Raw genomic sequence first — 26,909 nt, forward strand, 5'->3', positions numbered from 1 at the left:
CCACATCCATTCCGCAATCGGTGCAGGACTGTAATGAGAAAGCGTAAGAGCAACGAGTTTTTGACCGAAGTCGAACTGGAGTTCATGACCGAACTCTGGAAACTCGGCGAAGGTTCCGTGCGGGACATCCTTGCATGTCTGCCGCCGGAGAGAAAACTCGCCTATACGTCCTGCGCCACCATCATGCGGATCCTGGATGAAAAAGGCTTCGTGGACAGCCGCAAAGAAGGCAAGACATTCATCTATTCCCCTCGGCTGACCAGGGATACCTACCAGTCCCGATCTCTCCGAAACCTTTCAGAAAAACTGTTCGACGGCACGCCGGCGTCCCTCGTGGCCCGACTTGTCGATGAATACGAACTATCGGGAGACGATCTGGAGGAAATCAGAGCGTTGCTGGACAGGAGGAGGACAGATGACGCTACTTAACCAGATTTTCGATATCTATATCGATCTGAACATCACACTGGCCATTACCGCAATGGTGTGGCTGAGCGCCAAACTTCTGCTGGCCCGCTCCGGCAAGAAGGTCGACTTTTCCGTACAGCTTGGGCTGCTGAACGGCTTGTTCGCCCTGATCCTGCTAACACCCTTCGCCGTCATGGGCTACCAGCACATGCTGTCGGCGGAGGTGGTCCCCCGGACCATGTCCGTTAACCTGGCCGATTACGCCGTGTCGCAGTACCTGCGTGGCGGCATCGCCATTTCGGCGGAAGACTTTCAGTCGCTGCTTGGACTGCGCACACAGATCAGCGAAACGATCCTGACCCTGTCTACCGGTCTGGGTGCCGGGATTGCTTTGGCTTTCGTGGCCGGGTTCAGCTATTTCGCGCTGAAGCTTGTCGTCAGCTTCGTCCGATTGTACCGGGTGCTGGCAACCTGCCATGAATGGCGGAGCAATGGCCGTGTGCTGTTGCTGCTGTCGGATCGCGCAATGGTGCCGTTTTCCGCACGTGGGCTGAGGCGCCACTACGTGGTCATTCCGTCGGACCTGCTGGCCGAGCCGGAAGACCTGAAGCTGGTTCTCAAGCACGAGTTCCAGCATCTGCGCCAGGGCGATGTCACCTGGGAAATCGGGCTTGAACTGCTGCGCCCGCTGTTCTTCTGGAACCCGTTCTTCTACATGTGGAAGTCGGAAGTGGAACGTCTGCGTGAACTGGCCTGCGATCAGAAGGTCGCCGAAAACGCCCATGTGGATCTGAGGTCCTATTGCATGTGTCTGCTCCGGGCGGCCCAGGCGGGGATCCGCAAGCGTCAGGACAAGGAAGCGCGCAAACGTTCCGTCGGGATCGCAGCCGTTGCCCTTTTGGAGGTGCAGGACAAGCTGCTTCGCCGTTCCCCGGCCGCGAAACTGCGCCGCCGGGTGGAGGCCTTGCTGGAAACCAATCGGGTTCGTCCTCATTGGGGTGTTACCTGCCTTGCCGTGTTGCCCATGGTGGCGGTGGTTTTCCTGTCGGCACTATCGATCCAGAAACCGGCGGACTGGAGCCAGGACCGGCTGATGCTGTCGGCCATCATCAATCTGGAACGCCTGGAAACCAGAAACGGTTCGAACGGGCAGCAGGCCTATAATACCTTTGCGCAGCGCCCGCTGCGCTGAGTGATCCAACACTGCTCCGGGCGGAAAGTCGTCCGGAGCAGGGGCATTCCCCCTCTGTTCCGCAAACCTTGAGGCTTTGCTCCGGCGAGCGACCTCAAGCTCCCGTTCGTGCTGCGCGTGCCTCGATTGCGGGTCATTCAAAAATATCCATCTGGAAATCATTCGCCATTCAGGTGATTACTGAACCGTGCCTGCACAGGGGCGGTGCCTCGTGGCTGGCGAGAAATGAAGTTCATCGTCGGCGGCGGTGTCGGGCAATCCAGAGATCTTGAGCGCGTGCAAGAAACAGGTCCATCCAGGTCAGCCAAATCCATACGGATCAGGGGTCTTGTCCAGGGCGTCGGGTTTCGGCCGTTTGTCTGGCAGGTTGCAAGGGGCCTGGGTCTTGCCGGTCATGTTCTGAACGACGGCGAAGGTGTGCTGATCGAAGCAAGTGGTGACGAGCGGTCGCTTGACCTTTTTCTGAGCCGTCTGCAATCGGACGCGCCACTGCTGGCACGTATCGACCAGATTGTTGTGTCCGATCTGGCAGATGCGCCCGCTGCCAGAGATTTCAGAATTCTGCCGAGTGAAGAAGGCAAGGTCGCCACTGGCGTGGTACCGGACGCCGCAACGTGTCCAGCCTGCCTGGCCGACATCCGCAACCAGGCCGACAGGCGTTACCGCCATGCCTTTACCAATTGCACCCATTGCGGACCACGCCTGTCCATCCTGCGGCACATTCCTTATGACCGGGCCTCGACAGCCATGGCAGCCTTCGAAATGTGCCGGACGTGCCGCAATGAATATGAAGACCCGGCTGACCGGCGCTTTCATGCCCAACCGATTGCCTGTCCGCAGTGCGGGCCGAAACTCTGGTTTGAAGACAAAGACGGATGTGCCGTTGATGGCGATCCTGTCGTCCTTGCCGCCGAGCGGCTCGGGCGCGGTGCCATTCTGGCGATCAAGGGTCTTGGCGGGTTTCAGATAGCGGTCGATGCAGGCAATCAGAGCGCCATTGAAAAGCTGAGGTTGCGCAAGCACCGTCCGGTGAAGCCACTTGCCCTTATGGCGTGGGATCTGGACCAGATCCGGGACTTCGCCTTGGCTGATGCAAAAGAGGTGGCGCTGCTGGAAAGCCCGGCGGCACCGATCGTTCTGCTTAAGAAAGCGGGCGCACCACTGGCGCCGGGTATCGCCGGTCCGTTCGACCGCCTTGGTGTCATGCTGCCGAACACCCCCTTGCACCATCTGCTGATGGCCGAGCTGAAGGGGCCGATTGTGCTGACCTCCGGAAATCTTTCCGAGAACCCGCAGGAAACACAAAACGAATGTGCCCGGCACAACCTTGCAGGCATTGTCGACGGGTTCCTGATGCACAACCGCGACGTGGTCAACCGGTTGGATGACAGCGTCGTTCGTCAGGATCGATCCGGCGTTTCCATCCTGCGCCGCGCGCGAGGATACGCTCCGTCGCCGATCCGTCTGCCCACTTCTTTCGAGGGGGCGCCGAAGGTTCTTGCTCTTGGGGGAGAGCTGAAGGCGACCCTCTGCCTTCTCGACGGCCGCAATGCAGTCCTGTCGCAGCATATCGGCGATCTTGAAAACGCGCCGACCCTTGCGGACTACAAGAAGATGCTGAGGCTCTATCTGGACCTCTACCAGTTCGAGCCAGACATTGTCGCCGTCGATGCACATCCGCAATATCTGTCGACGCGGACCGGCGAAGACTTTGCCCGGGAGCGTGGCCTGCCGCTGGTTCGGGTGCAGCATCACCATGCGCATCTCGCGGCCTGTCTGGCTGACCAGGGGCAAGACCAGGCGATGCCCGGGACCGTTCATGCCGTTGTTCTAGACGGGCTCGGCTGGGGTGCGGACGGGACGGTCTGGGGCGGTGAAATCCTGCAGGGAAGCTACGGCGGCTTTGTGCGGCGCGGCCATTTGCGGCAAGTGCCGTTGCCGGGAGGAGAGGCTGCAAACCGGGAGCCGTGGCGCAATCTGGCTGCGCAATTGTTTACTGCCTTTGGAGTGAACTACCGCGCCAACCTGGTGGGAACCGGTCTGGAAACCAGGTTTGCCGGCCATCAGGCAAAGCTGCTTGATCAGATGATGCAGAAAGGTGTCAACGCACCGATGACGTCCTCTGCCGGGCGACTGTTTGATGCGGTGGCTGCCACGCTTGATATTTGTCCGGACAAGCAAGGCTTCGAAGGTGAGGCTGCAATGCAGCTGGAGGTGCTGGCGCGAGCCTGCGTGGCTGGCAAGGAAGGATATCCGGTGGAGGTGACGACGTCGGAGACCGTAAAGCTGTCGTTCGACAAGGTCTGGCCAGCGCTTCTTGGCGATCTCAAATCGGGAGTGAAGCATGAGACTATCTCCGCGCGCTTTCACCAAGGCCTGATCGACGGCCTTGCGCGCGGCCTGTCGGCTGCAGGCGCAAGACCATCCGGCAAGGTCGTTCTTTCCGGTGGCGTTTTCCAGAATGCCTTCCTGCGCGACGGCCTGACCGAGAAGCTGGAAGCCGATGGCTACACCGTTCTCAACCACAAAAGTGTGCCCGCCAACGATGGCGGCCTTGCGCTCGGTCAGGCGGTGATCGCGGCAAATTTGCAGGCGCCCTGAACCTTCGATGACTGATTTTTTGCCCTGACTGAAGGTCCTTGAACGCGCCTCGGTCAGCAGGATCGACTGATAGGTCATCAGGTACCATCTGCCCCGATTTTAAGCAGGTTGATCTTCCTCAAAGACGTTTTCCTGCAAGTCTGGAAGCATGGAACCACTCGGAAATTTCACAAGTGTATTGCGGGTCGTTGCCATCATGTGCTGCAGTCCGGTTTGATCTCAAATCGATTTAGCGGCAGGGCGCAACACCAGACAATCGCGCTGGACGGAACGGTCATCGCCTACGCAGGTGCAAACTGCTTTGGGTATCAGGAGGGAGGGGCCATGGACAACGGGCACAAGACCGGGAACGGGGTCTCCACGGCCATCTGCGGAACCGCGCCTGTTCCTGCCGAAGAGATCGAAGCGATCTGCGCGCAATTCGGCAACGAAAAGCACCGAATGCTCGACATCCTGCGCGAGGTGCAGGACCGCTACCGCTGCATCGCCCCGGCCACCATGGACCATGTTGCCGCCTCTACCGGTCTCACCCGGATCGAGGTGGAGGGCGTTGCCAGCTTCTATTCCTTCCTCTCCCTGGCGCCGAAAGGCAGGGTCACCATTCGGCTGTGTGACGATATCGTCGACCGGTTCTCCGGGGTGTCAGAGGTTGCCTGTGTTTTTGAAGAGGAGCTTGGGCTCAAAATCGGCGAAACCAGCAACGACGGTGCGTTTTCGCTGGAATACACTCCTTGCATCGGCATGTGCGATCAGGCACCGGCCGCGATGGTCAACGACATCGTCCTGACGAAACTGACGCCGGAGACCGCGCGCAGCGCCGCGCAGGCGCTGAAGGTAGGCCGCAGCCCGGAGCAGTTGATCAGCGAGCGGTTCGAGGCGCTGACACCATCCGAACGCGCCTTGCATATGGTCGACAACAACATCCGCCATGCGGGTGAAGTGCTGCTGGGGCCTGTTCCAGAAGATGCCGGCCTTGCCAAGGCGGCCACGATAACACCGACGCAGATCATCTCCGCGATCGAGGAAAGCGGGTTGCGCGGCTGTGGCGGCGCAGGCTTTACCACCGGCCGCAAGTGGCGGTTCGCGGCCAGTGAACGTGCCGAGAAGCACTTCGTCATCTGCAATGCCGATGAAGGTGAACCGGGTACCTTCAAGGACCGCGTTCTCCTGACCGAACGGCCGCATCTCCTGATCGAAGGCATGACTATAGCGGCAAGGGCTGTCGGTGCGCGCGAGGGCATCCTTTATCTGCGCGGTGAATATGTCTATCTGCGCGAGCTTCTGCTTCAGGTGCTGGAAGAACGACGCCGGCGCGGTCTTCTCGGCAAGGACATTCTGGGCGTTAAGGGCTTTGATTTCGATATCCGCCTGCAGCTTGGCGCGGGCGCCTACATCTGTGGTGAGGAAGGTGCGCTTATCAGCTCTTGCGAGGGCCTGCCGGGCGAACCCAAGACGCGGCCGCCGTTCCCGGTGAACCGCGGCTATCTCGGCTATCCGACGTTGGTCAACAACGTGGAGACCTTCTGTCATGCCGCGCGCATTCTCGACAAGGGGGCGGCATGGTTCAATGCCATGGGCATGGAAGGCTCGCACGGCACCAAGCTCTTCTCCGTCTGTGGCGATTGCCTGAACCCGGGTATCTATGAACTGCCTTACGGACACACGGTCCGGGAACTGCTGGCGATGGTCGGCGGCGAGGATGCCGCCGCGGTTCAGGTTGGCGGACCGAGCGGCACGATGATTGCCCGCGACAGCTTTCACCGCAAACTGACGTTCGACGACCTTGCGACCGGCGGGGCGATCATCGTCTTCAACGGCGAACGCAACGTTCTGGAAATCGTCGAATACTACATGTCCTTCTTCGTGCATGAGAGCTGCGGCTATTGCACGCCCTGCCGGGTCGGCAATGTCTTCCTGCAGAAGGCGATCCAGAAGTTCCGCAAGGGCCTCGCGAACCCGGAGGACATCGACTACCTCAAGGACCTCTCCGGTACGATCATCGAGACCAGCCGTTGCGGTCTCGGGATGACGTCTCCCAACCCGGTTCTCACCACCTTGAAGAACTTCCCGCTGGTCTATTCGGCGGTGATCAAGCCGAGCAAGGACGGCATCCGCGATACGTTCGACATCCAGTCGGCCATCGACGGGGCACGCAAGATCGCCAAGCGCCGCTCCTATATCTTCGACAAGGATTTCACCCAATGAGCGGCACGAAGAGAGAGACCGGCTTCACCTTCACCATCGACGGGGTGGAGATCACCGCCTACGCGGGCCAGACCATCATGGAAGCGGCTGACGAGGCCGGGGTCTATATCCCGCGCCTGTGCGACCACGAAGGCCTGCGCCATCAGGGCAGTTGCCGGGTCTGCACGGTGAAGGCGGGCGGGCGCAGCGTTGCCGCCTGCACCCAGCCGGCGGCGCCGGGGCAGGCGGTGGAAAACGAGACACCGCGCCTGACCAAGATGCGCCGTGATCTCGTGGAAATGCTGTTCCATGAGGGCAATCACCTTTGCCCCATTTGCGAAGCCAGCGGCAATTGCGAGCTTCAGGCCATGGCCTACCGGCTCGACATGACGGAAGCCACCAGGTTTCCCTATCTGGAACCGTGCCGGGCGCTGGATGCCTCCCATCCCGACATCGCGCTCGACACCAACCGCTGCATTTCCTGCGGGCGCTGCATTCGCGCCTCCCAGGACGTCGATGGCAAGGGCATCTTCGGTTATGTCGGCCGCGGCATTCATCGTCGGGTCGCGGTCAACGGCGAGAACCTTGCGGATACCGATGCCGAGGTGACCGATCACGCGATTTCGGCGGAAGTCTGCCCGGTTGGCTGCATCATCCGCAAGCGCGTCGGCTTCGCCGTTCCCATCGGCGAGCGGGAATTCGATCATGGCCTGATCGGTCACGACATCGAGGAGAAGCGCAAATGAGCGAGCTGCCCAAGGCCCGGATCGCGACCGCTTCTCTTGCCGGCTGTTTCGGCTGTCACATGGCGATCCTGGATATCGACGAGCGCCTGATCGAGCTGATGCAGCTTGTCGATGTCGACCGCTCGCCGCTTACCGACAAGAAGCGCTTCACCCAGCGGTGCGACATCGGCATCATCGAAGGCGGCTGCTGCAACGAGGAAAACGTGCATGTGCTGCATGACTTCCGGCGCAACTGCGATGTGCTGATTGCGCTCGGCCAATGCGCGATCATGGGTGGGCTGCCGGCTATGCGCAACGCGATCATGCATTCCGACGCGCCGCTGCGCGAATGCCTGGACGAGGCGTATATCACCGGCAAATACATCCGCAACACGACCCACAACGTGCCCAACGACCCGGCTCTGCCGCTGCTTCTGGACGAGGTTTATCCGTGTTCCCAGGTGGTGGAGATCGACTACCAGATCCCCGGCTGTGCACCCAGTGGGGACATCATCTTCGACACGCTTTCCAAGCTGCTGACCGGCAAGTTCCGGGGCTTTGAGCGTGAAATGATCAAGTTCGACTGAGGGTGATGGCGATGACTGAACCCAGACTGATTGAAATCTCTCCCGTCACCCGCGTGGAAGGCCACGGCAAGGTGACGATCCACCTCAATGCGGAAAACGAGGTGGATGAAGCCCGGCTGCACATTGTCGAATTCCGCGGCTTCGAGCGGTTCATTCGAGGCCGGCTGATGTGGGAAGTGCCGGTGATCGTGCAGCGGCTTTGCGGCATCTGCCCTGTCAGCCACCATCTGGCGGCAGCGAAAGCCATGGACATGATCGCCGGTGTCGACCAGTTGACGCCGACGGCGGAAAAGATGCGCCGGCTGATGCATTACGGCCAGGTGATGCAGTCCCACGTGCTGCACTTCTTCCACCTGGCAGCGCCCGATCTCCTGTTCGGTTTCGGTGCGCCTGCGGAAAAGCGCAACATCTTCGAGGTGATCAAGGAGAATCCGGAACTCGGCAAGCGCGCCGTCCTGATGCGCAAATACGGGCAGGAGATCATCGAGGCGACGGCAGGCAAGAAGGTGCACGGCACCGGCGCCATTCCCGGTGGTATCAACCGAAACCTGCCCATTGAACGGCGGGATCATTTTCTTGCCTCGGTGGACCAGATGATCGAATGGTCCCTGGATGCGGTGAAACTCGCCAGGAACTACACACTGGAGCATGAAGACCTGGTCGCCGAGTTCGGTTCGTTCCCCTCCAACTACATGTCACTGGTGCGCGAGAGCGACGGGGCGCTTGATCTCTATCACGGCAACCTGCGGGCTCTCAGCTCCACCGGAGACATGATCTTCGATCAGGTGCCTTACACGAAATATCACGAGCTGATTGTCGAGGACGTGCGCTCCTGGTCGTACATGAAATTCCCTTTCATCACGACGCTTGGTCCGGATGTCGGCTGGTATCGGGTCGGGCCGCTGGCGCGCATGAACACGGCTGCCTTCATCGACACGCCTCTTGCCGATGCCGCTCTGAAAGACCTCAAGGCCGTGACGTGCGGTACGCCGAACAATTCCACGCTGGCCAATCACTGGGCGCGGATGATCGAGGTTCTGCATTGTGTGGAGAAGATCCGGGAGCTTCTGAACGACCCGGATCTGCAAGGGACGGACCTGATTGCCAAGGGGGACCGGCGCGAGGAAGGTATCGGGGTGATCGAGGCTCCGCGTGGCAACCTCATCCACCATTACAAGGTCGATGAACATGACCAGGTGACCTATTGCAACCTGATCGTCTCCACGACCCATAACAACGAGGGCATGAACCGCGCGGTGAAGGATGTCGCGGTCAAGCATCTTTCCGGCAAGGAGCAGATTACCGAGGGCATGCTCAACCATGTCGAAGTCGCGATCCGCGCCTATGATCCATGCCTTTCGTGTGCCACCCACGCTCTCGGTCAGATGCCGCTGCAGGTAGAGCTGTTCAATGCGGATGGCGCGTTGGTCGACAGCCGGACGCAGTGTGTGTGAGCGTGGGAGGTTCGACGATATGACAGCCTCTCAGATCGTCCACCCGGACGCAGCAAAGCGGAGATCCGGGATCGGCGAGTTCGATACTCTCTTTCGGGAAATGAATTGCCGAGAAATCTGTGCCTCCCCGATCCCGGCTCGCGCTGCGCTTGGCCGGGATGACGCTGGAAAGGGTTTTTGTAGGAACTCTGAAGAGAGGACGTCTTCATGCTTCTGATCGGATATGGCAATCCCGGGCGGGGCGATGACGGGCTTGGGCCGGCCTTGTCCGAGGCAATCGCCGCGCGCGGATTGCCGGGGTTGGAGGTCGATACCGATTATCAGCTCGTCGCCGAACATGCGCTGGCGGTCTCAGAGCACGATGTGGTGATCTTCGTTGACGCGGAGATCGGTGCCGCGGGACCTTATTCGTTCCGGGAAATCGCGCCGGGTGCACCGGAAGTGCTCGGCAGCCACAGCCTGGTTCCGCAGACTGTTCTGGCGCTTTGCGATACCCTTTATGGCGCCCGACCGAAAGCCTTCGTGCTTGGTATCTCCGGCTATGAATTTGGTGAGGTAAAGGAAGGGCTGTCCGACAAGGCAACTGCCAATCTGGCTGCAGCCGAGGCTTTCTTGCTGGAGTGGCTGCAAAAGGCAGATCAGCAGAGGGAGGCAGCCCATGCATGAAATGTCACTTTGCGAGAGCATACTCGACATTTTGAAGGATCAGGCGGCGAAGGATAGCTTTACCCGGGTGAAGCGGGTCGCGGTCGACATCGGACCGCTGTCTTGCGTCGAACCAGAGGCGCTGAAATTTGGATTCGACGTCGTCATGCGGGGCTCACTCGCCGAAGGCGCCATTCTGGAAATATCCAGGCCTTCAGCCGAGGCTCTGTGTCTTTCCTGTTTCAAGACCGTGCAGGTGAACGCACGGTTCGATTGCTGCCCGGAATGTGGTTCGGAAGCCCTGCAGGTTGTCAGTGGGGAAGAGCTGAAGATCCGGGAACTGGAGGTGGTGTGATGTGTACGGTATGCGGTTGCAGCGGGTCTCACGAACATGACCATGAGCATCACCATCACCATGGACACGCCAATTCACATGACGCAGGTCATGTCCATTTTGGCGAAGGGGATGCCGGCGTTTCCGTTCCGGGCATGAGCCAGGCGCGACTGATCCAGATCGAAACCGATATTCTTGGCAAGAACAATTCCTATGCGGACAACAATCGTGCCTTGCTGGCCGCAAAAGGCGTTCTGGCACTCAATCTTGTCTCAAGCCCCGGCTCCGGCAAGACAACGCTGCTTGTCGAAACCTTGAAGCGGATGGCGGGCAGGACCCCGGCTGCGGTCATCGAGGGCGATCAGCAGACGTCAAACGATGCCGAGCGGATCCGGGAAACGGGAGTGCCTGCCATTCAGATCAACACCGGCAAGGGGTGCCATCTGGATGCACATATGGTCGGTCATGCCTTGGAGAAGTTGCCGCTGGACGAAGGCAGCGTGCTTTTCATCGAGAATGTCGGCAACCTGGTCTGCCCGGCGGCATTCGATCTCGGCGAAGCCTTCAAGGTGGTGATCCTTTCGGTGACGGAAGGCGAGGACAAGCCGCTGAAATACCCCGATATCTTCGCCAACGCCGACCTGATGATCCTCAACAAGACCGACCTTCTGCCGCATGTGGATTTCTGCGTCGGCGCGGCGATCCGGAATGCACGACGGGTCAATCACAAGATCCAGGTCCTGCAAGTGTCCGCGCGCACTGGCGGTGGCCTGGACAGCTGGCTAGTCTGGCTGGACGGTGCCCTGAAGATGCAGGCAGCGCACGCACGCGGCCTTGCTGCGGAATAGGAGTTCTCCGTCATGTGTCTCGCCATTCCCGCAAGGGTGGTTTCCGTCGATAGCGACGACATGGCAACCGTCGCTCTGGAAGGGATCCGGAAACCGGTCTCGACAGCTCTCCTGGAGGAGGTTGCCGTTGGCGACTATGTGCTCGTCCATGTCGGCTATGCCCTGCACAAGCTCAGCGAGGAGGAAGCCGAACGGACCCTTCAGCTTATGGCGGAAGCCGGTGTTCTTGCCGAGGAGCTGGAGGAGATGGCGGGCAAGCCGGTGGTGGGGACGGGCGCATGAAATACATCAAGGAATTTCGGGACGGCAAACTGGCGCAAAAGCTTGCCCTTGCAATCCGGCAGGAAGCTGATCCGGACCGACGCTACCATCTGATGGAATTTTGCGGTGGGCACACTCACGCCATTTTCCGTTACGGAGTGCAGGATCTGGTTCCGCAAAATGTCGAGTATGTGCATGGGCCGGGCTGCCCGGTCTGTGTCTTGCCGGTACGGCGTCTTGATGATGCGATCGAGCTGGCACTGAAGTCGAATGTGATCTTGACCACCTATGGCGACATGATGCGGGTGCCGGGCACCAAGCAGAAGAGCCTGATCCGGGCCAAGGCCGAAGGCGCCGATATCCGGATGGTCTATTCGACCCAGGATGCGCTACGGATTGCGCGCGAAAATCCGCAACGGCAGGTGGTCTTTTTCGCCATCGGCTTTGAGACGACGACGCCGCCAACGGCGGTCGCGATCCTGCAGGCAAAGGCGGAAGGCCTGAAGAATTTCTCCGTCTTCTGCAATCACGTTCTGACACCGCCTGCCATCGCCCATATCGTCAACGCTCCGGCAGAGCCAGGGGAGCCGCCGGTTAAGATTGATGGTTTCCTTGGGCCTTCTCATGTCAGCTCGGTCATCGGCTGGGCGCCGTACCAACCGGCGGCGCGGGACTTCAGGAAACCGGTCGTCATTGCCGGCTTTGAGCCGCTCGACGTGATGCAGTCGACCCTGATGCTGATCCGCCAGATCAACGAAGGCCGGCATGAAGTGGAAAACCAGTACACCCGGGTCGTCACGAAGGAAGGCAATCGCAAGGCCCAAAGGCTGGTTGACGACGTTTTGGAGTTGCGCCTGACCTTTGAATGGCGCGGGCTCGGCTATGTTCCTGACAGTGCCCTGAAAATCCGAGAAGCCTATGTCGACTTCGATGCCGAAGAGCGCTTTGCGCTCAGCCCGAAGGAGTCGCGCGAAGTCAAATCCTGCGAATGTCCCGCGATCCTGCGCGGCGTGAAGAAACCGACGGAATGCAAGCTGTTCGGCACGGTTTGCACGCCGGACAATCCGATGGGGGCCTGCATGGTTTCCTCTGAAGGTGCATGCGCCGCATACTGGACCTATGGCCGCAAGCGCGAGGCGATGGCCGCCGCCAAGGGAGCCGCGGCGTGACCAGCATCGATCCGCAGGCAAAATTCCGTACCGGTGCTGTCGATATGACCCATGGGGGCGGCGGCCGGGCCATGTCCGTCCTGATCGAGGACCTGTTTCACCGGCATCTGAAAAATACAATCCTGGACCAGGGCCATGACGCGGCGGTGCTCGAAGTGCCGCCAGGGCGCCTTGTCATGTCGACCGACGCCCATGTGATCTCGCCGCTGTTCTTTCCAGGTGGTGATATCGGATCTCTGTCGGTCCATGGGACCTTGAACGACGTGGCCATGGCTGGTGCAAGGCCAGTGTCGCTCACCGCGAGCTTCATACTGGAAGAAGGGTTCCCGCTGGCTGATCTGGAACGCATTGTCATATCCATGGCGCGCGCTGCCCGTGAAGCCGGAGTGCCGGTGGTTTCCGGCGATACCAAGGTGGTTGAAAAGGGGAAGGGCGACGGGGTCTTCATCACGACGACCGGTGTTGGCGTTCTGCCGGAAGGCGTTTCGATTTCTCCCGCTGCGGCCAAGCCAGGTCAGGCGGTTCTCCTGTCCGGTACCATTGGCGATCATGGTGTTGCCATCCTGTCGAAACGGGAAAACCTGACCTTCGAAACCGAAATCCAGTCCGACAGTGCAGCGCTGCATGGCCTCGTCGGTTCGATGGTCGACGCGGTGCCGGGCATTTCGGTTCTGCGGGATCCGACCAGGGGTGGACTGGCAACTGCGCTGAACGAAATCGCTCATGCTTCGAAGGTTGGCGTGATGCTCGATGAGGGTGAGATCCCCGTTCGCCCGGACGTGGAAGGGGCCTGCGAGCTGCTCGGTCTCGACCCGCTTTACGTTGCCAATGAAGGCAAGCTGATCTGCATTTGCGAGGCGTCTGATGCAGACCGGTTGCTGGAGATCATGAAGGCACACCCGCTGGGGCAGAATGCTGCGAAGATCGGCGAAATCGTGGAGGACGCCGATTGCATGGTGGTCATGAAGACCGGCTTCGGCGGCTCCCGTGTTGTCGACTGGCTCTCGGGTGAGCAGCTGCCGCGCATCTGCTGAGGGCCGCATTGGCCCCAAGGCTCTTTCCCAATCCGATGCTTGGCATCCCGGTTTGGCGCAGCCAGGACGAGATCCGGTACACACCGGCCTTTGTGTTCCTCCAGGAGAGGCTGCTTTGTTATCTCAGCCAGGGACTTGAGAGGACGCGTTCGCAGCGCGGCTCATGACCGGGTTCCGGATCTGCGGGCGGCTGCGCCTTCCTTGTCCGGAATGACGGTGAAGGGGCAAGCGGTTCTCGGGGCTTGGCCTATCCGCCCTTTACCTTCAGCTTGCCATTGTCCTTCTTGTCCTGGCCGTCGTTGGCCCATGTGATGCGCAGGTCCAGGCGGGACTGGTCGTCTTCCGTGGTGGCTGTCACCCTGATGGCCATCAGACCTTTCGGGTGCAGGGTAATCTCGCCAGTGTCGTCACCGAATTGCAGCTCGCCCTTGGCGATGCCACGCTTGACGGCGTCGAGCAGTTTCTGGATCGATTTCCTGTCCTGCAGGGACTGGTGCCGGAAACGGCCCTTGCGTTCCATCATGACGACAATCCGTGTTGCTGGAGAATGTGCGCCGGATTGAACAGCTTGGCGTGGGGATAATCCCGGCTGATGCCGACGATGTTGCCATCCGGGCAGATGATCGTGGCGCCGGTGCCAATGCCTTCAAGACCTTCGGAGCTTCTGGAATGCCGGTCGAGCGTGATGTCCGCTTCCAGATGCAAGAGGCCGTGCTTGGACGTCAGCTCCTGTCCGCTGTGCCTGTTGACGTGCCCCTGTACCAGCATCCTGATGCCGGCAAAATGGAGATCGTCTACGCCGGTTTCGGTCAGGGGATGGTCCACATCCCGGTATTTCGTGCGCATCAGATTGGCGATGGTGCCGGAGTAGAACACGAAGGGATCCTTCCGGCTTTCCTTCCGAAAGCGGCGATTGACGTGGGCCACACCTTTTGCCGAAATCTGGGACGCCATGTGATCATCGATACCGGCATGCACGAACAGCAGCGATCCGCTCTGATGCACCGCCTTGAGGCTTTGAAAGAACCAGGCGTAGCGTCCGCCGGGTTCAACGAAGAGTTCCCGGCATTTGAGCGCGGCAGCATACAGCTGACGAATGGTAAGGCCGACTTCGGCGGCGTGTTCCGCGAACTTGTCCGCCTTCTTCTTAAGCCGCTGCATTTCCTTGCGGATGGCCGCGTCACTCAGATAGCGTGAGGCTGCCTTCGGAAATTGTCTGGTCCACTTCTTTCCCGGAACCATCAGCGACAGGCAGGTTTCCTCGTCGGGCAGCATGGCGAGGTCGGCCGAGCTGCCGACATACCGCTCGTGCACTTCCTTCAAGAGCGGCATCACCTTCTTGCCCATGCGAACGAACATATGGGCGTTGAGCGAGCTGCGCTTGACCGTCAGGGCTTCGAGACCGAGGTAAAGCCGCAGGTCGTGGTTGCCGGCGAGGATGACGACATCGGCGCCGGTTTTCAGCAGCGCGCTGAGGCTGTCGAGAAGGTCCAGATTGCTGGGGCCCTTGTCCAGGCAATCGCCGCCGATGATGAACTGGCAGCTTCGGCCGAAGGGCGTCAGGTGAAAGTCGCTCAGACCATCTCCATTGCGCTGGATTGCACGTGCCGCCGTCAGGGATCTCAACAGGCTTTCCGCATCCGCATGCAGGTCGGAAATGAAGATTACCGGCTTTTCCGGCCAGTCCCAGGGACCAAGAGCATTTGCCCGGGCAAGGCTGCCGACAACACCGGGAAGGTTGCTTTCGGTGGTGAACTGGCCGAGGGGCAGATTCCCGATGGGCGCCAGTGGCCAGGGGACACAGCTTTCGGGCAGGCCGAGATCAATGGCTTCCGCCTGGTCCATCGGCGGCAGAAGCGGGGTCAGTGGCAGATGGGTCATCATGGCAGCAATCCGGTTCAATCCGTTGCGGTTTCAAGTGGCTGTCGAAGTTTCCAGTCACCCCGGTGGTGCACCCAGGTGCCGTCCCTCTCAAGTTTCAGGACGACGGCGCGCGCGTGGTGCATGCTGAGCTGGCAGATCTGGTCAAACGTCAGCACACCCAGGCAATGGGCGGCATGTCGTATGGAAGCACCGTGGCCGACGAAGATCCGGGCACCGGGTCCTGCCTCGTCATCCAGATCTGTCATCTTCTGATTCAGGAACGCAGCCACCCGCTGTCCGGCTTCCATCAGGCTCTCAGCGCCCTGAACCGGCAGTCTGTGGTGGCTGTTCGACTTCCAGTCTCCCGGCAGCGGGGCGGTGCGTGGATCGTCTGCTATCACCTGCTCGATTTCCCGCAAGGTCAGGTTGGCAAGGGCACCGACACTGCGTTCGGCAAGAGCTTCGTCCTCGGTGATCGTGAAGTCCGATCCGAGGACTTCACCAAGCGACTGGCCAAGAAGCGCTGCCGTCTGCCAGGCTCTGAGCTGGCGTGAACACAAGATCTCCGGTGCCAGCCGGATGCCTTCCTGCCGCGCGATGTCTGCTATCTCGGCGCCAAGTTCTTGTGCCTGCATCTTGCCTGCATCGGTCAGGCCATAGGGCTGCAGGGCACTCGGCGTGTCCGGTTTTTGACAGTAAGCGCCATGACGCACCAGGATGGCGAAGCGGTCTGTCATGGCGTTTGTCCCAGCAGCTCCGCACCGGCTTCAAAAAGGGCGTCGAAATCGATCAGTCCCTTCACTTCCCACACCTGAACACCTTCGAGCGCTCCCAGGTAGGCCTCTGTGTCGAGCGGTGTTTTCATTGGCCAGAACGGGCCTTGCGGTGTCTGGTAGAACGGGCCGGGGTTCTTCATGATCGCCGACAGAAGATCCGGCCGGTCCTTCAGATCCGTCTTGCTTACTTCGGTCGCGTCGGCGCTGTCGCGGGACCAGTTCAACACCCAGAAATCTGTCAGGCGCGCATCGTGGGAAATGCGCCCGGGGCCATAGATGTCATCGATGAAGAGGTCGTATTTTTCTTCCAGGTGCCAGAGTTCGTCCGGTTCCAGGTTGCGCAGTTCCTCTTCGCGTTCCTCGTCGATAAGACCGGTCAGCCGTGCGTTGGTGACGATGGTGCCCGGGTTGATGCGCGGCAGTTTCGGAATGCCGAGCGCATCGGTGCTGTTGCCGGCATTGCGCACGAGAAGGCGGTCGTTGGTGACATACTGCGTGCCGCTGAGCTCCATCAGGCGCAACATCGAGGTGGACTTGCCGCCGCCGGAAAGGCCCGATATCGCAAGCCCCCTGTTGGGGGTGCGGACAGCCGCTGCATGACAGGCGACCCACCCCTGCCGCTGGAAGTGATTGAGAAACTGGGTGTTGATGAAGTTGATCACCTGGTTGGGGTGATCGTCCGTAGGGCCAAAGGCGATCGCCCAGTCGGGGGATTGCAGGAACTGCAGACCCGTGCGGACCTTCAGGATCAGGCGCCCGTTTTCAAGGTCGCAGACCGCATCCTTGCGGCCGGACTTTCCCGTTTCCCGCTCCCAGTCGATGTACTCCGGGTCAAAGGGCAGTTCCGACGTTCCAAGCACATGGACGATCCTGTCCGGTTCGCTCGGTGCGGAAATCACATGCTGGAAATAGCGCAGCAATTCGGCCAGAAGCGCCGAAGAGGTGCATCTTACCTCGACCACATGGCCGCCGACCGTGAGGCACACCGGATCGCAGTTTCGCGTTTCCCGAGCCGGGGAAAGAGCGTCGACAACGTCCTGGACGGTTATGCCGGTCATCCGCGCACCTTTTCAATTACATGGTTGGCGTAAAGCTTGGCAGCGTCGATGCCGGCGCCTTCCAGAGCTCCCTTGAAACCACCGAAGGCCGAGACCTCGAACACGACCGGTCCGCTATCCGTCAGGCCGACATCCACGGTGGTGAAGTCGAGATCGAACGGTTCCTGCGCGCGGCGCGCCAGTTCGATCAGGTTGGCATCCGGTTCGAACGGTTCGTATTTGCCGCCGTGAAGAATGGTCGTGTTCCAGCTGTTTGTCTGGGCAACGCGGGCATAGGTGCCGAGATAGGACCCGCCGAGGAAAACCATGCCGAGGTCCCTGCCGGAAAGATTGACCTTCTTCTGCAGGTACATCACCGGATTGTCGGCCTTGAACGCGGCAATCTTGTGCCGGAGGGCTGTTTCGCCTTCGGCGGCATCCATCAGCGTCATGCCGCGAGCCTTTGTCGAAAACAGGGGCTTGAACACCGCACTGCCGAACCGCAGGACGGCGGCCAGGGCTTCGTCTTCGCTTTCGCTCACGCAGGTGGCTGGCATGGGAATGCCTGCATTGGCCAGGGTCACGGTGCAGCTCAGCCTGTTGACCAGGCCGAGAATGGACCTTGTGCTGGAAAAGACCCTGGTGCCGCTGGCCTCGGCAAGGCGCAACATCTCCAGCCGGTCCAGCGTTGCGGGGCTGTAGGTCTGGCTGATCTTCTTGACCACGATGCCGTCGAGGCTGCAAAGATCGATCTGCCCGGCCATCAGCGCCCTGGCTTCCAGATCCAGAACGACGTCGGCCATGTCGACCACGCAGCGAAAACCTGTTTGTGCTTCCAGGGCGTCCGCCAGAACTTCCGTCGACCATTTGCCGGGTATGCCGACAACGCCGATCCTGAGGTCAGTCAACGAAGATCTCCTTCATTTGCAGGCGGAACCGGGCCTCGGCGCCAGGCGGGCAGGCCAAGGCCTGTTCGATCAGGTAGCGGGCACGCAGCCACATGCGCCGGGCATGCGACTTATCCAGAATGAACCGCGTCGACGTGGCAAAGGACCGGGCAAGGCCAAGGGCAAGCCGATATTCGAAGGTATCGTCACCCTGCTTGCGGGCGAAGGCTCTTACGGATTTGTAGAATGCGAGAGAGACATCGCTGATCCGCCGGCGTGTTTCCCTGTCGAGCACCTGAAGCCGGTAATTCGAGACCATGAACACGGAAACGTCCTGGACGTAGTCCATGTAGCGGGAGCGATGCAGGTCGACGAAGTGGATCCGGTTCTCGCCGGGGTCATAGATGATGTTGTCGACGTTGAAGTCGCCGTGGATATAGACGGAAAAGGGAGCGGTGACCCTTGCCTCGCGGTCGGCTGCCTCGGTGATCAGAGCGTCGAGAGAGGGAAGGGTTTCTCCCGCGAAATGGATGCCGGTTTCCTTGAATTCCGGGTGAACCCTGCGGACGTCTCCAAGGCGTTTGCAAAGTTGCTGCATGCTGCCGAGATCCGCCGGTTCTGCGGTCCGCGTCTGCTTCCAGACGTCTTTCAGCGTGCGGGAAAGACTGGCAAGTGCCTGGTTGCGCAGGGCGTCGCCTTCGTTCAGGACGATGTGCTCGAAGGTCAGTCCGGGCAAATGTTCGATCAGGAGCGCTGCCGACTGATCGCGTTTGCGGTAGGACAGGATTTTCGGGGCAAGGCCTGGATAGATGGAATGCCAGCTTTTCACCCCCTGGCGCTCTTCCTTGACCTTGCTCTTGTCGCCATCCTTGAAGACGGCCGTAACTGTTTCGGTCTTCTTGTCCTTGATGGCGGAGATGGAGCTTCCCGACCTGGTTTCGGCAATCGTTTCGATGGTGACATCGTCGCTGGCCGTGTCCAGGTCCGACATCAGGCTTTGCAGGGCGAAATAGCGTTCGAAATTGACTGCCTGTCCGATGTTGGCGGAAATCAGCGCTTCACTTATGGCCCGCAGGGATTCGCCCATGCGCTGAAATTCGCTGGCGACCAGCAGGCTGTTGGCGATGTCGGCCGGCAACCGGTCCGGGTTGCGCATGTCGCGTGTGTAGGCCTTGAAGAGCTTGCGGTAGTCAGCCTCGATCTTGTTCTGGAGCTGGCCGATCTCTATGGCCTTTTCACTGTCCCTGCTGAGAAGGGCGTCCTCGATGCGGGCGATGCCTTGACGGACACGACTGACAATCGCGGGATAACGTTCAGGTTCGAGCGTGGCAAAGGTCTCGATGCGCTCTGCATGGCGCAAGGATTGGCGCACCAGGTTGGCGATGCGCTGAAGATCGGTGGCGACAAACTCCAGGCTGCGCAGGGTAAGATGTTTGCGATCGTTCTTTCTGGCTCCGGCCATCTGCTGGACACAGGCCGCAAGGATCCGGCTCTTCAGGTTATGGGCGTATCCGGCACGGTCCATGATCCGGCGTGCCGTCGCTGCCGTCGGTTCCTTGAAGAAGGCTTCAAGCTGTATGAGCTGACCATCGATTTCCGCGCACAGAAAACGGAGATTTTCCCGAATGGTCTTTGGGGCATCAATCATTATGGGGTCCGAGATAGACTTCGGGCTCCCGCGTACAGCCAAGTGAAAACAGTTTTGTGACATAAAGCGGACGTAGCTGTTGAGCTTCGTCGAAACCTATCCAGCGTGTCCCGACCTGATGGGGGTCCGGGCGTGGTCCCAATACCGGTTGGTAGTCTTCGGCAACGCTGCAAGCGAAAATGAAATCGAGCTGGTGCTGATATTCTCTCGCGGCCTGCTTGCGTCGATGAACTTCCGCCACATGCATCAGGTGCGACACGGTGATTGCGGCACCGATTTCTTCCACGCATTCGCGCTTCAGGCAGGCTTCAAGCGTTTCGCCCGGGTCCTGCTTGCCGCCGGGCAGAGTGAAGTACCGGCCTTTGACGGGGTGTCGCTTGTCTTGCACCAGCAGCCGGTCACCCCGGCGGATAAAGGCTCTTGGTGTTGAGCGGATGACGGGCCGAAACACGGCACCTTTTAGGGGCGCGTCACTTGCGATGGATCTCGCTCCCTGTTCAGGCCTGCCGGTTCGGGACCTGCCAGACCGGCTGGCGCAGCTTCTGTCAGGGGCCCGCTTCGGCTTTCAGCAGGGCCGTGATGGGGCGAGTATAGGTGAGTCGCTCACCGCGAGCGAACCGATCTTCGACTGTTCACGGTTTCGAGTGGTTCCAGCCTGCTCAGATATCCGGCCCGCTCAGATATCCGGCCCCATGGCGCGACCTTCTGTCGAGGGGTCGATGTCGTTGCGCAATTTCTCCAATGCGCGCATGCGCTCCTGGGCACGCTTCTGGTTCTCACGGGTGACGCCGGTGATGAGCACTTCGGCAATCGCCATGAGTGCCAGCGAGGAGTCCCATGGGGAAGGGACCGCAACGCGGGCAGGCAGAACGAAGGTGGCGATGCGGCCGACCGGTGACATCCAGCTATCGGTGACAAGGGCCACTGTGGCACCCTGACGGGCGGCGGCTTCGGCAAACTGGATGATTTCAGCCTGATAGCGCCGGATATCGAAAACGACGACAACGTCCTTCGGACCGATGCCGATGAGCTGGTCCAGCCAGTTGCCCTGCTGGCCGGCGACGTGATTGACGTTGGCCCGCACGATCCGCAGATGTGCCGCCATATAGCGGGCAAGGCCATCGGTAAAGCGGCCCCCGATCAGGTGCACATGCTTGCGTTCGTCCGACAGCAGCTTGACGAGGCCGGTCAGTTCACCTTTCGGCAGATGGGCAAAGGTCTCGCGCACATTTTCCAGAAGCTGGCTGACATGGGGGTCGCCGACCGGGTCGTCTTCCATGTTGGCACTGCGGGCGAGTGGCGAATTCAGCTGGCTTTCCAGTTCGCCGCGCAGCTTGCGCTGAAACTCGGCGAAGCCGGGAAAGCCCAGGCGGCCGACGAAGCGCAAGATGGTGGGTGAACTGACCCCCGCGGCCTCTGCAAACTGGGCGACGGTGCCCAGTCCCTGCATCGGGTAATTGGCCAACAACGCATGCGCCGCCTTCTTTTCCGTGGCGGTAAATTCGTCCAGACGGTCGCGAATATCTTCCAGAAGTGGACGTTCCATGGGCGTCGGCCTTTATGACGGTCCGCGGCACTGAATTTCATTTGACAGCCGCTGCAATCTGCGTATCAAATATTACAGAAGTTAGTTAAGTCGGCAATCCTGTAATAAACATTACAAAATGCAGGGCCGATCTTTCAGGGAGTAGGGAATGGGTTCGAATCCCCAGACCGGAGGAATGACTCGGGCTGTCGCCGTTGAAAATGCGGAGGGAGCGGGGCCTTTCGTTTTTGTCTGCGATCACGCTTCCAACTTCTTTCCGCCCCCCTACGATACATCGCTCGGGATTACCGATGCGGACAAGATTGCGCATATCGCGTGGGACCCGGGAGCGCTCGGCGTTGCCAGGGGGCTGGCCAAGAGCCTTGATGCGCCGCTGGTGCACACCACTGTCTCGCGCCTGATCATCGACTGCAATCGCGAGGAAAACCGGCCTGACCTGATCCCGTGCCTTAGCGAAACCACCAAGATTGCGGGCAACCAGGACCTGTCGGCCGATGAGAAGACCTTCCGTCTGGACCTTGCGCACCGGCCATTTCACGACGCCATCGACAAGGTGATCAGCCAGCGGCTCGACCGCGGGCTGCCGACAGCAGTGGTCTCGATCCATTCGTTCACACCGGTTTACAAGGGACAGTCCCGTCCCTGGGAAATCGGCCTCATCTACGACAGGGACCGGCGTCTTGCCGATCCGGTCCTGGAGGGCTTGAAGGCCAAGGGTGGCCTGACCGTTGGAGACAACGAGCCGTACGCTCCGTCCGATGGTGTCTATTATACAATCCGTCGGCACGGCGAGGATCGCGAGCTGCCTTGCCTGATGATTGAAATCCGCAACGACGAAGTGAAGACCTCGGCAGAAGAAGCGCAGTGGAGCGATCTTCTGGCGCCCCTGCTGGAGCACGCCGCGCAAGCCGTTGGCGGGCAGACGCAGGGAGAAGCCCATGCTTAAGGCGGCCCGCGTCTATATCTGCATTGTCGACGGCTTCAATCGGGGCCTCGGCAAGATAATCATGTGGGGGGTCTTCGTCATGGCGGCGATCCTTCTGTGGTCGTCGATCTCCAAGACCTTCTTCAATCCATCGCTCTGGACACTGGAAGTCGCCCAGTTCGCGATGGTTGCCTATTACATTCTGGGCGGGCCCTATTCCATACAGCTCGGCTCCAATGTGCGCATGGATCTGTTCTATGCCGAGTGGAGCGCCAAGAAGAAGGCCTGGTTCGATGCCTTCACGGTGCTGCTGCTGATGTTCTATCTCGGTGTGCTGCTCTATGGCGCGCTGAATTCCACGGCGTACTCGCTTGGCTATTTCGGCAAGGACTCGCTCAGCTTCTGGTGGGACCTGTTCGTTTCCTTCGTCACCGGTGGTCCTGACGCGGCGGCTGAAAAGCTCGGCTATATCGAGCGTAGCCCGACGGCCTGGCGGCCCTATCTCTGGCCGGTCAAACTCATAATGATCATTGGATTTGTTTTGATGCTGCTGCAGGCCGTCTCGGAATTCATCAAGGATATCGCCCTGATCAAGGGAGAGACGCTCTGATGTCATACGAGATGATCGCTCTCCTGATGTTCTCGTCGATGATGCTGATGCTCCTCACGGGGCAGCGCGTTTTCGGCGCCATCGGTGGCATTGCCGCAATCGCCGCTCTGGCCCTTTGGGGCACTGGCGGTGGCGACATTCCTTTCTCCGCGGCCATGAAGCTGATGAAGTGGTATCCGCTGCTGACGCTGCCGATGTTCATCTTCATGGGCTATGTGCTGTCGGAAACCAAGATCGCCGACGACCTCTACAAGATGTTCCACGTGTGGATGGGCCCGCTCAATGGCGGTCTGGCTATTGGCACGATCCTGCTGATGGTCCTGATTTCCGCCATGAACGGTCTGTCGGTTGCCGGCATGGCCATCGGTGCGACCATCGCGTTGCCGGAACTTCTCAAACGAAAATACGACAAACGGATGGTCACGGGGGTAATCCAGGCCGGGTCGTCGCTTGGCATTCTGGTGCCGCCGTCCGTGGTGCTGGTGCTTTATGCGATGATCGCGCGCGCTCCTGTCGGCCAGCTCTGGCTGGCGGGGGTCGTTCCTGGTCTGATGATGGCAGCCATGTTCGTCGTCTACATCGCGATCCGCTGCAAGATCCAACCTGAACTCGGCCCTGCGCTGACGAAAGAAGAGCGCGACGCCTCCAAGGACGAGAAATACCATCTGCTTCTGGCAGGCATCCTGCCGATCATCATCTTTGCGGTGATGATGGTGCCCTTCGTCAAGGGCTACACCAGCCTGGTAGAAAGCTCGGCCATTGGTGCTCTGGCCGCCCTGGTGGCTGCCATCATCCGTCGCCGGATGACCTGGGATATCCTGAAGCTTTGCCTGAAGAACACGCTCGGCATTTCGTGCATGTTCATGTGGATCATCCTTGCCGCCCTCGGGTTCGGCGCGGTGTTTGACGGTCTGGGCGCGGTCAAGGCCATCGAGAGCCTCTTCACCGAACAGCTCGGCCTGTCGCCGTGGATGATCCTGATCCTGATGCAGCTGTCCTTCCTGGTGATGGGCACCTTCCTGGACGATACGGCGATGCTGGTCATCGTGGCACCGCTTTACGTGCCTCTGGTCGCAAGCCTTGATCTGGGCATGCCGGCGGGCGAAGTTCTGATCTGGTACGGGGTGCTCTACACGATCACCACGCAGATCGCCTACATGACACCGCCCTTTGGCTACAATCTATTCTTGATGCGGGCGATGGCGCCCAAGGAAATCAGCATGCGCGACATCTACGGTTCGATTACGCCGTTTGTCGCGGTGATGGTCCTGGCGCTCGTCCTCGTCATGGTTTTCCCGCAAATTGCCCTGTGGTTGCCGGATCTGGTTTACGGCAGGTAGCGAGGAACGGGACAAGAAGACAACGTCCGGAGGAAAAACGGAGTTGGACCGCGGACTTACGAGAGCCGGAAAACGGCCGCACCGCTTTAGCTGAATGTGAAACTTAGGGGAACTTGAGATGACCAACAGACGTGAGTTTCTGAAAAAAGCCGGTATCGGCACTGCCGCCGCCGCTGGAGCGACCACCCTTGCGGCTCCGGCCGTGCATGGCCAGTCGCAGATCAAATGGCGCCTCCAGACCTATGCCGGTCCGGCGCTCGCCGAGCACGTGATCAAGCCGCATATTGATGCCTTCAACAAGGCCGCCAACGGCGAGATGGTGATCGAGCTCTACACCGCCGACCAGCTGGTGCCGACGGGCGAACTGTTCCGCGCCATGCAGCAGGGCACGATCGATGCCGTTCAGTCGGACGACGACAGCATGGCGTCCCCGACCGAAGTCACCGTCTTCGGCGGCTACTTCCCGTTCGCTTCCCGTTATTCCCTCGACGTGCCGGTGCTGTTCAACCAGTACGGCCTGAAGGAAATCTGGGAAGAGGAATATGCCAAGGTTGGCGTGAAGCACATTTCCGCAGGTTCCTGGGATCCGTGCCACTTTGCCACCAAGGACCCGATCCGTTCTCTGAAGGATCTTGAAGGCAAGCGCGTCTTCACCTTCCCGACAGCCGGCCGTTTCATGAGCCAGTTCGGCGTCGTGCCGGTCACCCTGCCGTGGGAAGACATCGAGGTTGCCGTTCAGACCGGCGAACTCGACGGCATTGCCTGGTCGGGCATCACAGAGGATTACACCGTCGGCTGGGCGGATGTGACCAACTACTTCCTGACCAACAACATCTCGGGTGCGTGGGCTGGTTCGTTCTTCGCCAACCAGGAGCGCTGGAACGAGCTTCCCGATCACCTGAAGACCATGCTGCAGCTTGCCATGGATGCGTCGCACTACTATCGCCAGTGGTGGTACTGGGGCGGTGAAGCCAACCTGCGCGTGAACGGCACCAAGATGGAGCTGACCTCCATTCCGGACGCCGAATGGGCAACGGTCGAAGAAGCCGCGATGGCCTTCTGGGACGAAATCGCAGCTGAATCCCCGACCAAGGCAAAGGTCGTGGAGATCTTCAAGAAGTACAATCAGGACATGAAGAAGGCCGGCCGGCCTTACCGCTATTCCTGATAGAAACCCGGACCGTGCCGGCCATCGGCAGGCACGGTCAGATCTGCCGGTCCGGAGCGACCCCTCCGGACCGGGATTTTCCGGAATTAAATTCTCGACCGCTCAACCTGGAACAACCGTAAAATGCCTGGCAACCTGACCTTTGATGCACTGAAGTCTCTCGTCTCATCCGGCGAGATCGACACGGTGCTGACCTGTATCGTCGACATGCAGGGACGGCTGATGGGCAAGCGTTTCCACGCCCAGCATTTCGTCGACAGTGCCTATCACGAGACCCATTGCTGCAACTATCTGCTGGCAACCGACCTGGAGATGTACACGGTCGAAGGCTATGCGGCGACGAGCTGGTCCGGCGGGTACGGCGACTATGTCATGAAACCGGATCTTTCCTCCCTGCGGCGGGTGCCGTGGCTGGAAGGCACGGCCATGGTGATGTGCGATATCCTCGATCACCACACCCACAAGGAAGTGCCGCATTCCCCGCGCGCGATGCTGAAATCGCAAGTCGCGCGTCTGGAGGAACTTGGGCTGACGCCAATCATGGCGACCGAACTGGAGTTTTTCCTGTTCGAGAAAAGCTTTGAGGACATGCGCAAGGGCGGTTACCGCGATCTGGAGCCGATTTCCGGTTACAACGAAGATTACCACATCCTGCAGACCACCAAGGAAGAGGATGTGATGCGCCCGGTGCGCAATCACCTCTATGCCGCCGGCATCCCGGTAGAGAACACCAAGGGTGAAGCCGAAGCCGGGCAGGAAGAGCTCAACATCAAGTATGCACCGGCACTCGACACGGCCGAATATCACACCATCGCCAAGCATGCGGTGAAGGAAATTGCCTGGGCAAAAGGGCGTTCCGCGTCGTTCCTTGCCAAGTGGCATCATTCCCGCGTCGGGTCTTCGTCCCATGTGCACCAGTCGCTGTTCGACAAGGACGGCAACAACGTTTTCGTGGATGCCAAGGGCGAATACGGCATGTCCGAGACCATGCGCCACTACATGGCCGGGCTCATCAAGTATGCGCCGGACTATACCTATTTCCTGGCGCCCTACATCAACAGCTACAAACGGTTCCAGAAGGGCACCTTCGCGCCGACCAAGACCGTGTGGTCGGTCGACAACCGCACCGCCGGCTTCCGGCTCTGCGGCGAAGGCACCAAGGGCCTTCGCGTCGAGTGCCGCATCGGCGGTTCCGACCTCAATCCCTATCTGGCACTGGCGGTTCAGATCGCTGCCGGCATCAAGGGCATGGAAGAGAAGCTGGAACTCGACGCTCCGACCACCGGCGACGTCTACGACGCCAAGAAGGCGAGGGAAATTCCGCACACTCTGCGCGAGGCCCGCGAGACCCTGCGCAAGTCGAAATTCCTGCGTGAAGCGTTCTCCGACCAGGTGATCGACCACTATTCCCGCGCCGCCGAATGGGAGCTGGAGGAGTTCGACCGTGTGGTCACCGATTACGAGATTGCCCGCGGCTTCGAGCGGGCGTAAGAGGCGATGAAGCACTAGAAGGCAAGCTGCTTGGTTGCCCCTCATCCTGAGGAGGACCGCTAGGTCCGTCTCGAAGGAAGGGCGGCACACCGGACAAGCGGCCCATCCTTCGAGACAGCGCTCACGCGCTTCCTCAGGATGAGGGAGGCGGGTGCTGAAAAACAAGAAATCGGAGC

26 protein-coding genes are annotated in these 26,909 nt (G+C 60.1%); 18 read left to right on the plus strand and 8 right to left on the minus strand.

Going from position 1 to position 26,909, the window contains the following annotated elements; all coding sequences use genetic code 11:
* Positions 1-33 precede the first annotated feature (33 nt).
* The 13 genes from ACP90_RS05725 (at position 34) to hypE (ending at position 13,442) form a co-directional block, all read left to right on the plus strand.
* Entirely contained in the window at positions 34-429 is a 396-nt protein-coding gene (locus ACP90_RS05725; protein ID WP_023003071.1) for a BlaI/MecI/CopY family transcriptional regulator, read from the plus strand.
* Positions 416-1,600 carry a M56 family metallopeptidase gene (locus ACP90_RS05730; RefSeq protein WP_023003072.1) on the plus strand — a complete coding sequence of 395 codons (1,185 nt, stop codon included), beginning with the start codon at positions 416-418 and terminating at the stop codon, positions 1,598-1,600. Before ACP90_RS05725 ends, ACP90_RS05730 begins: the two co-directional genes overlap by 14 nt.
* Before the next feature lie 225 nt (positions 1,601-1,825).
* Entirely contained in the window at positions 1,826-4,201 is a 2,376-nt protein-coding gene (hypF, locus tag ACP90_RS05735; protein WP_082809669.1) for a carbamoyltransferase HypF, read from the plus strand.
* Between the two features lie 324 nt (positions 4,202-4,525).
* Positions 4,526-6,406, plus strand: coding sequence for an NAD(P)H-dependent oxidoreductase subunit E (locus tag ACP90_RS05740; RefSeq protein WP_062491395.1), 1,881 nt, complete (start codon positions 4,526-4,528; stop codon positions 6,404-6,406).
* Entirely contained in the window at positions 6,403-7,131 is a 729-nt protein-coding gene (locus ACP90_RS05745) for a 2Fe-2S iron-sulfur cluster-binding protein (RefSeq protein ID WP_062487256.1), read from the plus strand. Before ACP90_RS05740 ends, ACP90_RS05745 begins: the two co-directional genes overlap by 4 nt.
* Entirely contained in the window at positions 7,128-7,697 is a 570-nt protein-coding gene (locus tag ACP90_RS05750; protein WP_055656289.1) for an NADP oxidoreductase, read from the plus strand. The genes ACP90_RS05745 and ACP90_RS05750 overlap by 4 nt, the downstream gene beginning before the upstream one ends.
* Positions 7,698-7,708: 11 nt before the next feature.
* Complete coding sequence (locus tag ACP90_RS05755; RefSeq protein ID WP_082809895.1) at positions 7,709-9,151, plus strand: Ni/Fe hydrogenase subunit alpha; 1,443 nt, start codon at positions 7,709-7,711, stop codon at positions 9,149-9,151.
* Positions 9,152-9,358: 207 nt separating this feature from the next.
* Positions 9,359-9,817: a hydrogenase maturation protease gene (locus tag ACP90_RS05760; protein WP_062487260.1), complete on the plus strand. Its 459-nt coding sequence runs from the start codon at positions 9,359-9,361 to the stop codon at positions 9,815-9,817.
* Positions 9,810-10,151 carry a hydrogenase maturation nickel metallochaperone HypA gene (gene hypA / locus ACP90_RS05765; protein ID WP_055656282.1) on the plus strand — a complete coding sequence of 114 codons (342 nt, stop codon included), beginning with the start codon at positions 9,810-9,812 and terminating at the stop codon, positions 10,149-10,151. Before ACP90_RS05760 ends, hypA begins: the two co-directional genes overlap by 8 nt.
* On the plus strand, positions 10,151-10,978 hold the full coding sequence (gene hypB, locus ACP90_RS05770) for a hydrogenase nickel incorporation protein HypB (protein ID WP_062487262.1): 828 nt from the start codon (positions 10,151-10,153) through the stop codon (positions 10,976-10,978). The genes hypA and hypB overlap by 1 nt, the downstream gene beginning before the upstream one ends.
* A 12-nt stretch (positions 10,979-10,990) precedes the next feature.
* Positions 10,991-11,260 (plus strand): HypC/HybG/HupF family hydrogenase formation chaperone, encoded by a 270-nt coding sequence (locus ACP90_RS05775; protein ID WP_062487264.1) that lies wholly within the window; start codon positions 10,991-10,993, stop codon positions 11,258-11,260.
* Positions 11,257-12,408, plus strand: a complete 1,152-nt coding sequence (gene hypD / locus ACP90_RS05780) for a hydrogenase formation protein HypD (RefSeq protein WP_062487266.1) — start codon at positions 11,257-11,259, stop codon at positions 12,406-12,408. Before ACP90_RS05775 ends, hypD begins: the two co-directional genes overlap by 4 nt.
* Before the next feature lie 44 nt (positions 12,409-12,452).
* On the plus strand, positions 12,453-13,442 hold the full coding sequence (hypE, locus tag ACP90_RS05785; RefSeq protein ID WP_062491397.1) for a hydrogenase expression/formation protein HypE: 990 nt from the start codon (positions 12,453-12,455) through the stop codon (positions 13,440-13,442).
* A gap of 247 nt (positions 13,443-13,689) precedes the next feature.
* On the opposite strand, the gene ACP90_RS05790 is transcribed toward hypE, so the two are convergent.
* From ACP90_RS05790 to ACP90_RS05825, 8 genes are all read right to left on the minus strand, one after another.
* Positions 13,690-13,965 (minus strand): amphi-Trp domain-containing protein, encoded by a 276-nt coding sequence (locus tag ACP90_RS05790; RefSeq protein ID WP_023003086.1) that lies wholly within the window; start codon positions 13,963-13,965, stop codon positions 13,690-13,692.
* The gene (locus ACP90_RS05795) at positions 13,962-15,326 is read right to left on the minus strand and encodes a metallophosphoesterase family protein (protein ID WP_208993466.1); all 1,365 of its coding nucleotides are present in this window, start codon (positions 15,324-15,326) and stop codon (positions 13,962-13,964) included. Before ACP90_RS05795 ends, ACP90_RS05790 begins: the two co-directional genes overlap by 4 nt.
* A 14-nt stretch (positions 15,327-15,340) precedes the next feature.
* Complete coding sequence (locus ACP90_RS05800) at positions 15,341-16,042, minus strand: histidine phosphatase family protein (RefSeq protein ID WP_062487271.1); 702 nt, start codon at positions 16,040-16,042, stop codon at positions 15,341-15,343.
* Complete coding sequence (locus ACP90_RS05805; protein WP_062487273.1) at positions 16,039-17,139, minus strand: HprK-related kinase B; 1,101 nt, start codon at positions 17,137-17,139, stop codon at positions 16,039-16,041. The genes ACP90_RS05800 and ACP90_RS05805 overlap by 4 nt, the downstream gene beginning before the upstream one ends.
* Positions 17,136-18,026 (minus strand): GAK system ATP-grasp enzyme, encoded by an 891-nt coding sequence (locus tag ACP90_RS05810; RefSeq protein WP_062487275.1) that lies wholly within the window; start codon positions 18,024-18,026, stop codon positions 17,136-17,138. The genes ACP90_RS05805 and ACP90_RS05810 overlap by 4 nt, the downstream gene beginning before the upstream one ends.
* A complete protein-coding gene (locus ACP90_RS05815; protein WP_062487277.1) occupies positions 18,019-19,653 on the minus strand; it encodes a phosphotransferase in 1,635 nt (544 codons plus the stop codon). Before ACP90_RS05815 ends, ACP90_RS05810 begins: the two co-directional genes overlap by 8 nt.
* Positions 19,646-20,104 carry an NUDIX domain-containing protein gene (locus ACP90_RS28880; RefSeq protein ID WP_075281942.1) on the minus strand — a complete coding sequence of 153 codons (459 nt, stop codon included), beginning with the start codon at positions 20,102-20,104 and terminating at the stop codon, positions 19,646-19,648. Before ACP90_RS28880 ends, ACP90_RS05815 begins: the two co-directional genes overlap by 8 nt.
* A gap of 225 nt (positions 20,105-20,329) precedes the next feature.
* Positions 20,330-21,199: a MurR/RpiR family transcriptional regulator gene (locus tag ACP90_RS05825; protein WP_023003093.1), complete on the minus strand. Its 870-nt coding sequence runs from the start codon at positions 21,197-21,199 to the stop codon at positions 20,330-20,332.
* A gap of 175 nt (positions 21,200-21,374) precedes the next feature.
* Between ACP90_RS05825 and ACP90_RS05830 the strand changes: the two genes are divergently transcribed.
* From ACP90_RS05830 to ACP90_RS05850, 5 genes are all read left to right on the plus strand, one after another.
* Positions 21,375-22,145, plus strand: a complete 771-nt coding sequence (locus ACP90_RS05830) for an N-formylglutamate amidohydrolase (protein ID WP_062491399.1) — start codon at positions 21,375-21,377, stop codon at positions 22,143-22,145.
* Positions 22,138-22,734 (plus strand): TRAP transporter small permease subunit, encoded by a 597-nt coding sequence (locus ACP90_RS05835; RefSeq protein WP_062487281.1) that lies wholly within the window; start codon positions 22,138-22,140, stop codon positions 22,732-22,734. Before ACP90_RS05830 ends, ACP90_RS05835 begins: the two co-directional genes overlap by 8 nt.
* The gene (locus tag ACP90_RS05840) at positions 22,734-24,074 is read left to right on the plus strand and encodes a TRAP transporter large permease subunit (RefSeq protein ID WP_023003096.1); all 1,341 of its coding nucleotides are present in this window, start codon (positions 22,734-22,736) and stop codon (positions 24,072-24,074) included. The genes ACP90_RS05835 and ACP90_RS05840 overlap by 1 nt, the downstream gene beginning before the upstream one ends.
* 118 nt (positions 24,075-24,192) lie before the next feature.
* Positions 24,193-25,242 (plus strand): TRAP transporter substrate-binding protein, encoded by a 1,050-nt coding sequence (locus tag ACP90_RS05845; protein WP_023003097.1) that lies wholly within the window; start codon positions 24,193-24,195, stop codon positions 25,240-25,242.
* Between the two features lie 123 nt (positions 25,243-25,365).
* Positions 25,366-26,733, plus strand: coding sequence for a glutamine synthetase family protein (locus tag ACP90_RS05850; RefSeq protein ID WP_062487283.1), 1,368 nt, complete (start codon positions 25,366-25,368; stop codon positions 26,731-26,733).
* Positions 26,734-26,909 lie beyond the last annotated feature (176 nt).

The organism is Labrenzia sp. CP4, assembly GCF_001579905.1.
Classification (GTDB): Bacteria; Pseudomonadota; Alphaproteobacteria; order Rhizobiales; family Stappiaceae; genus Roseibium; species Roseibium algicola.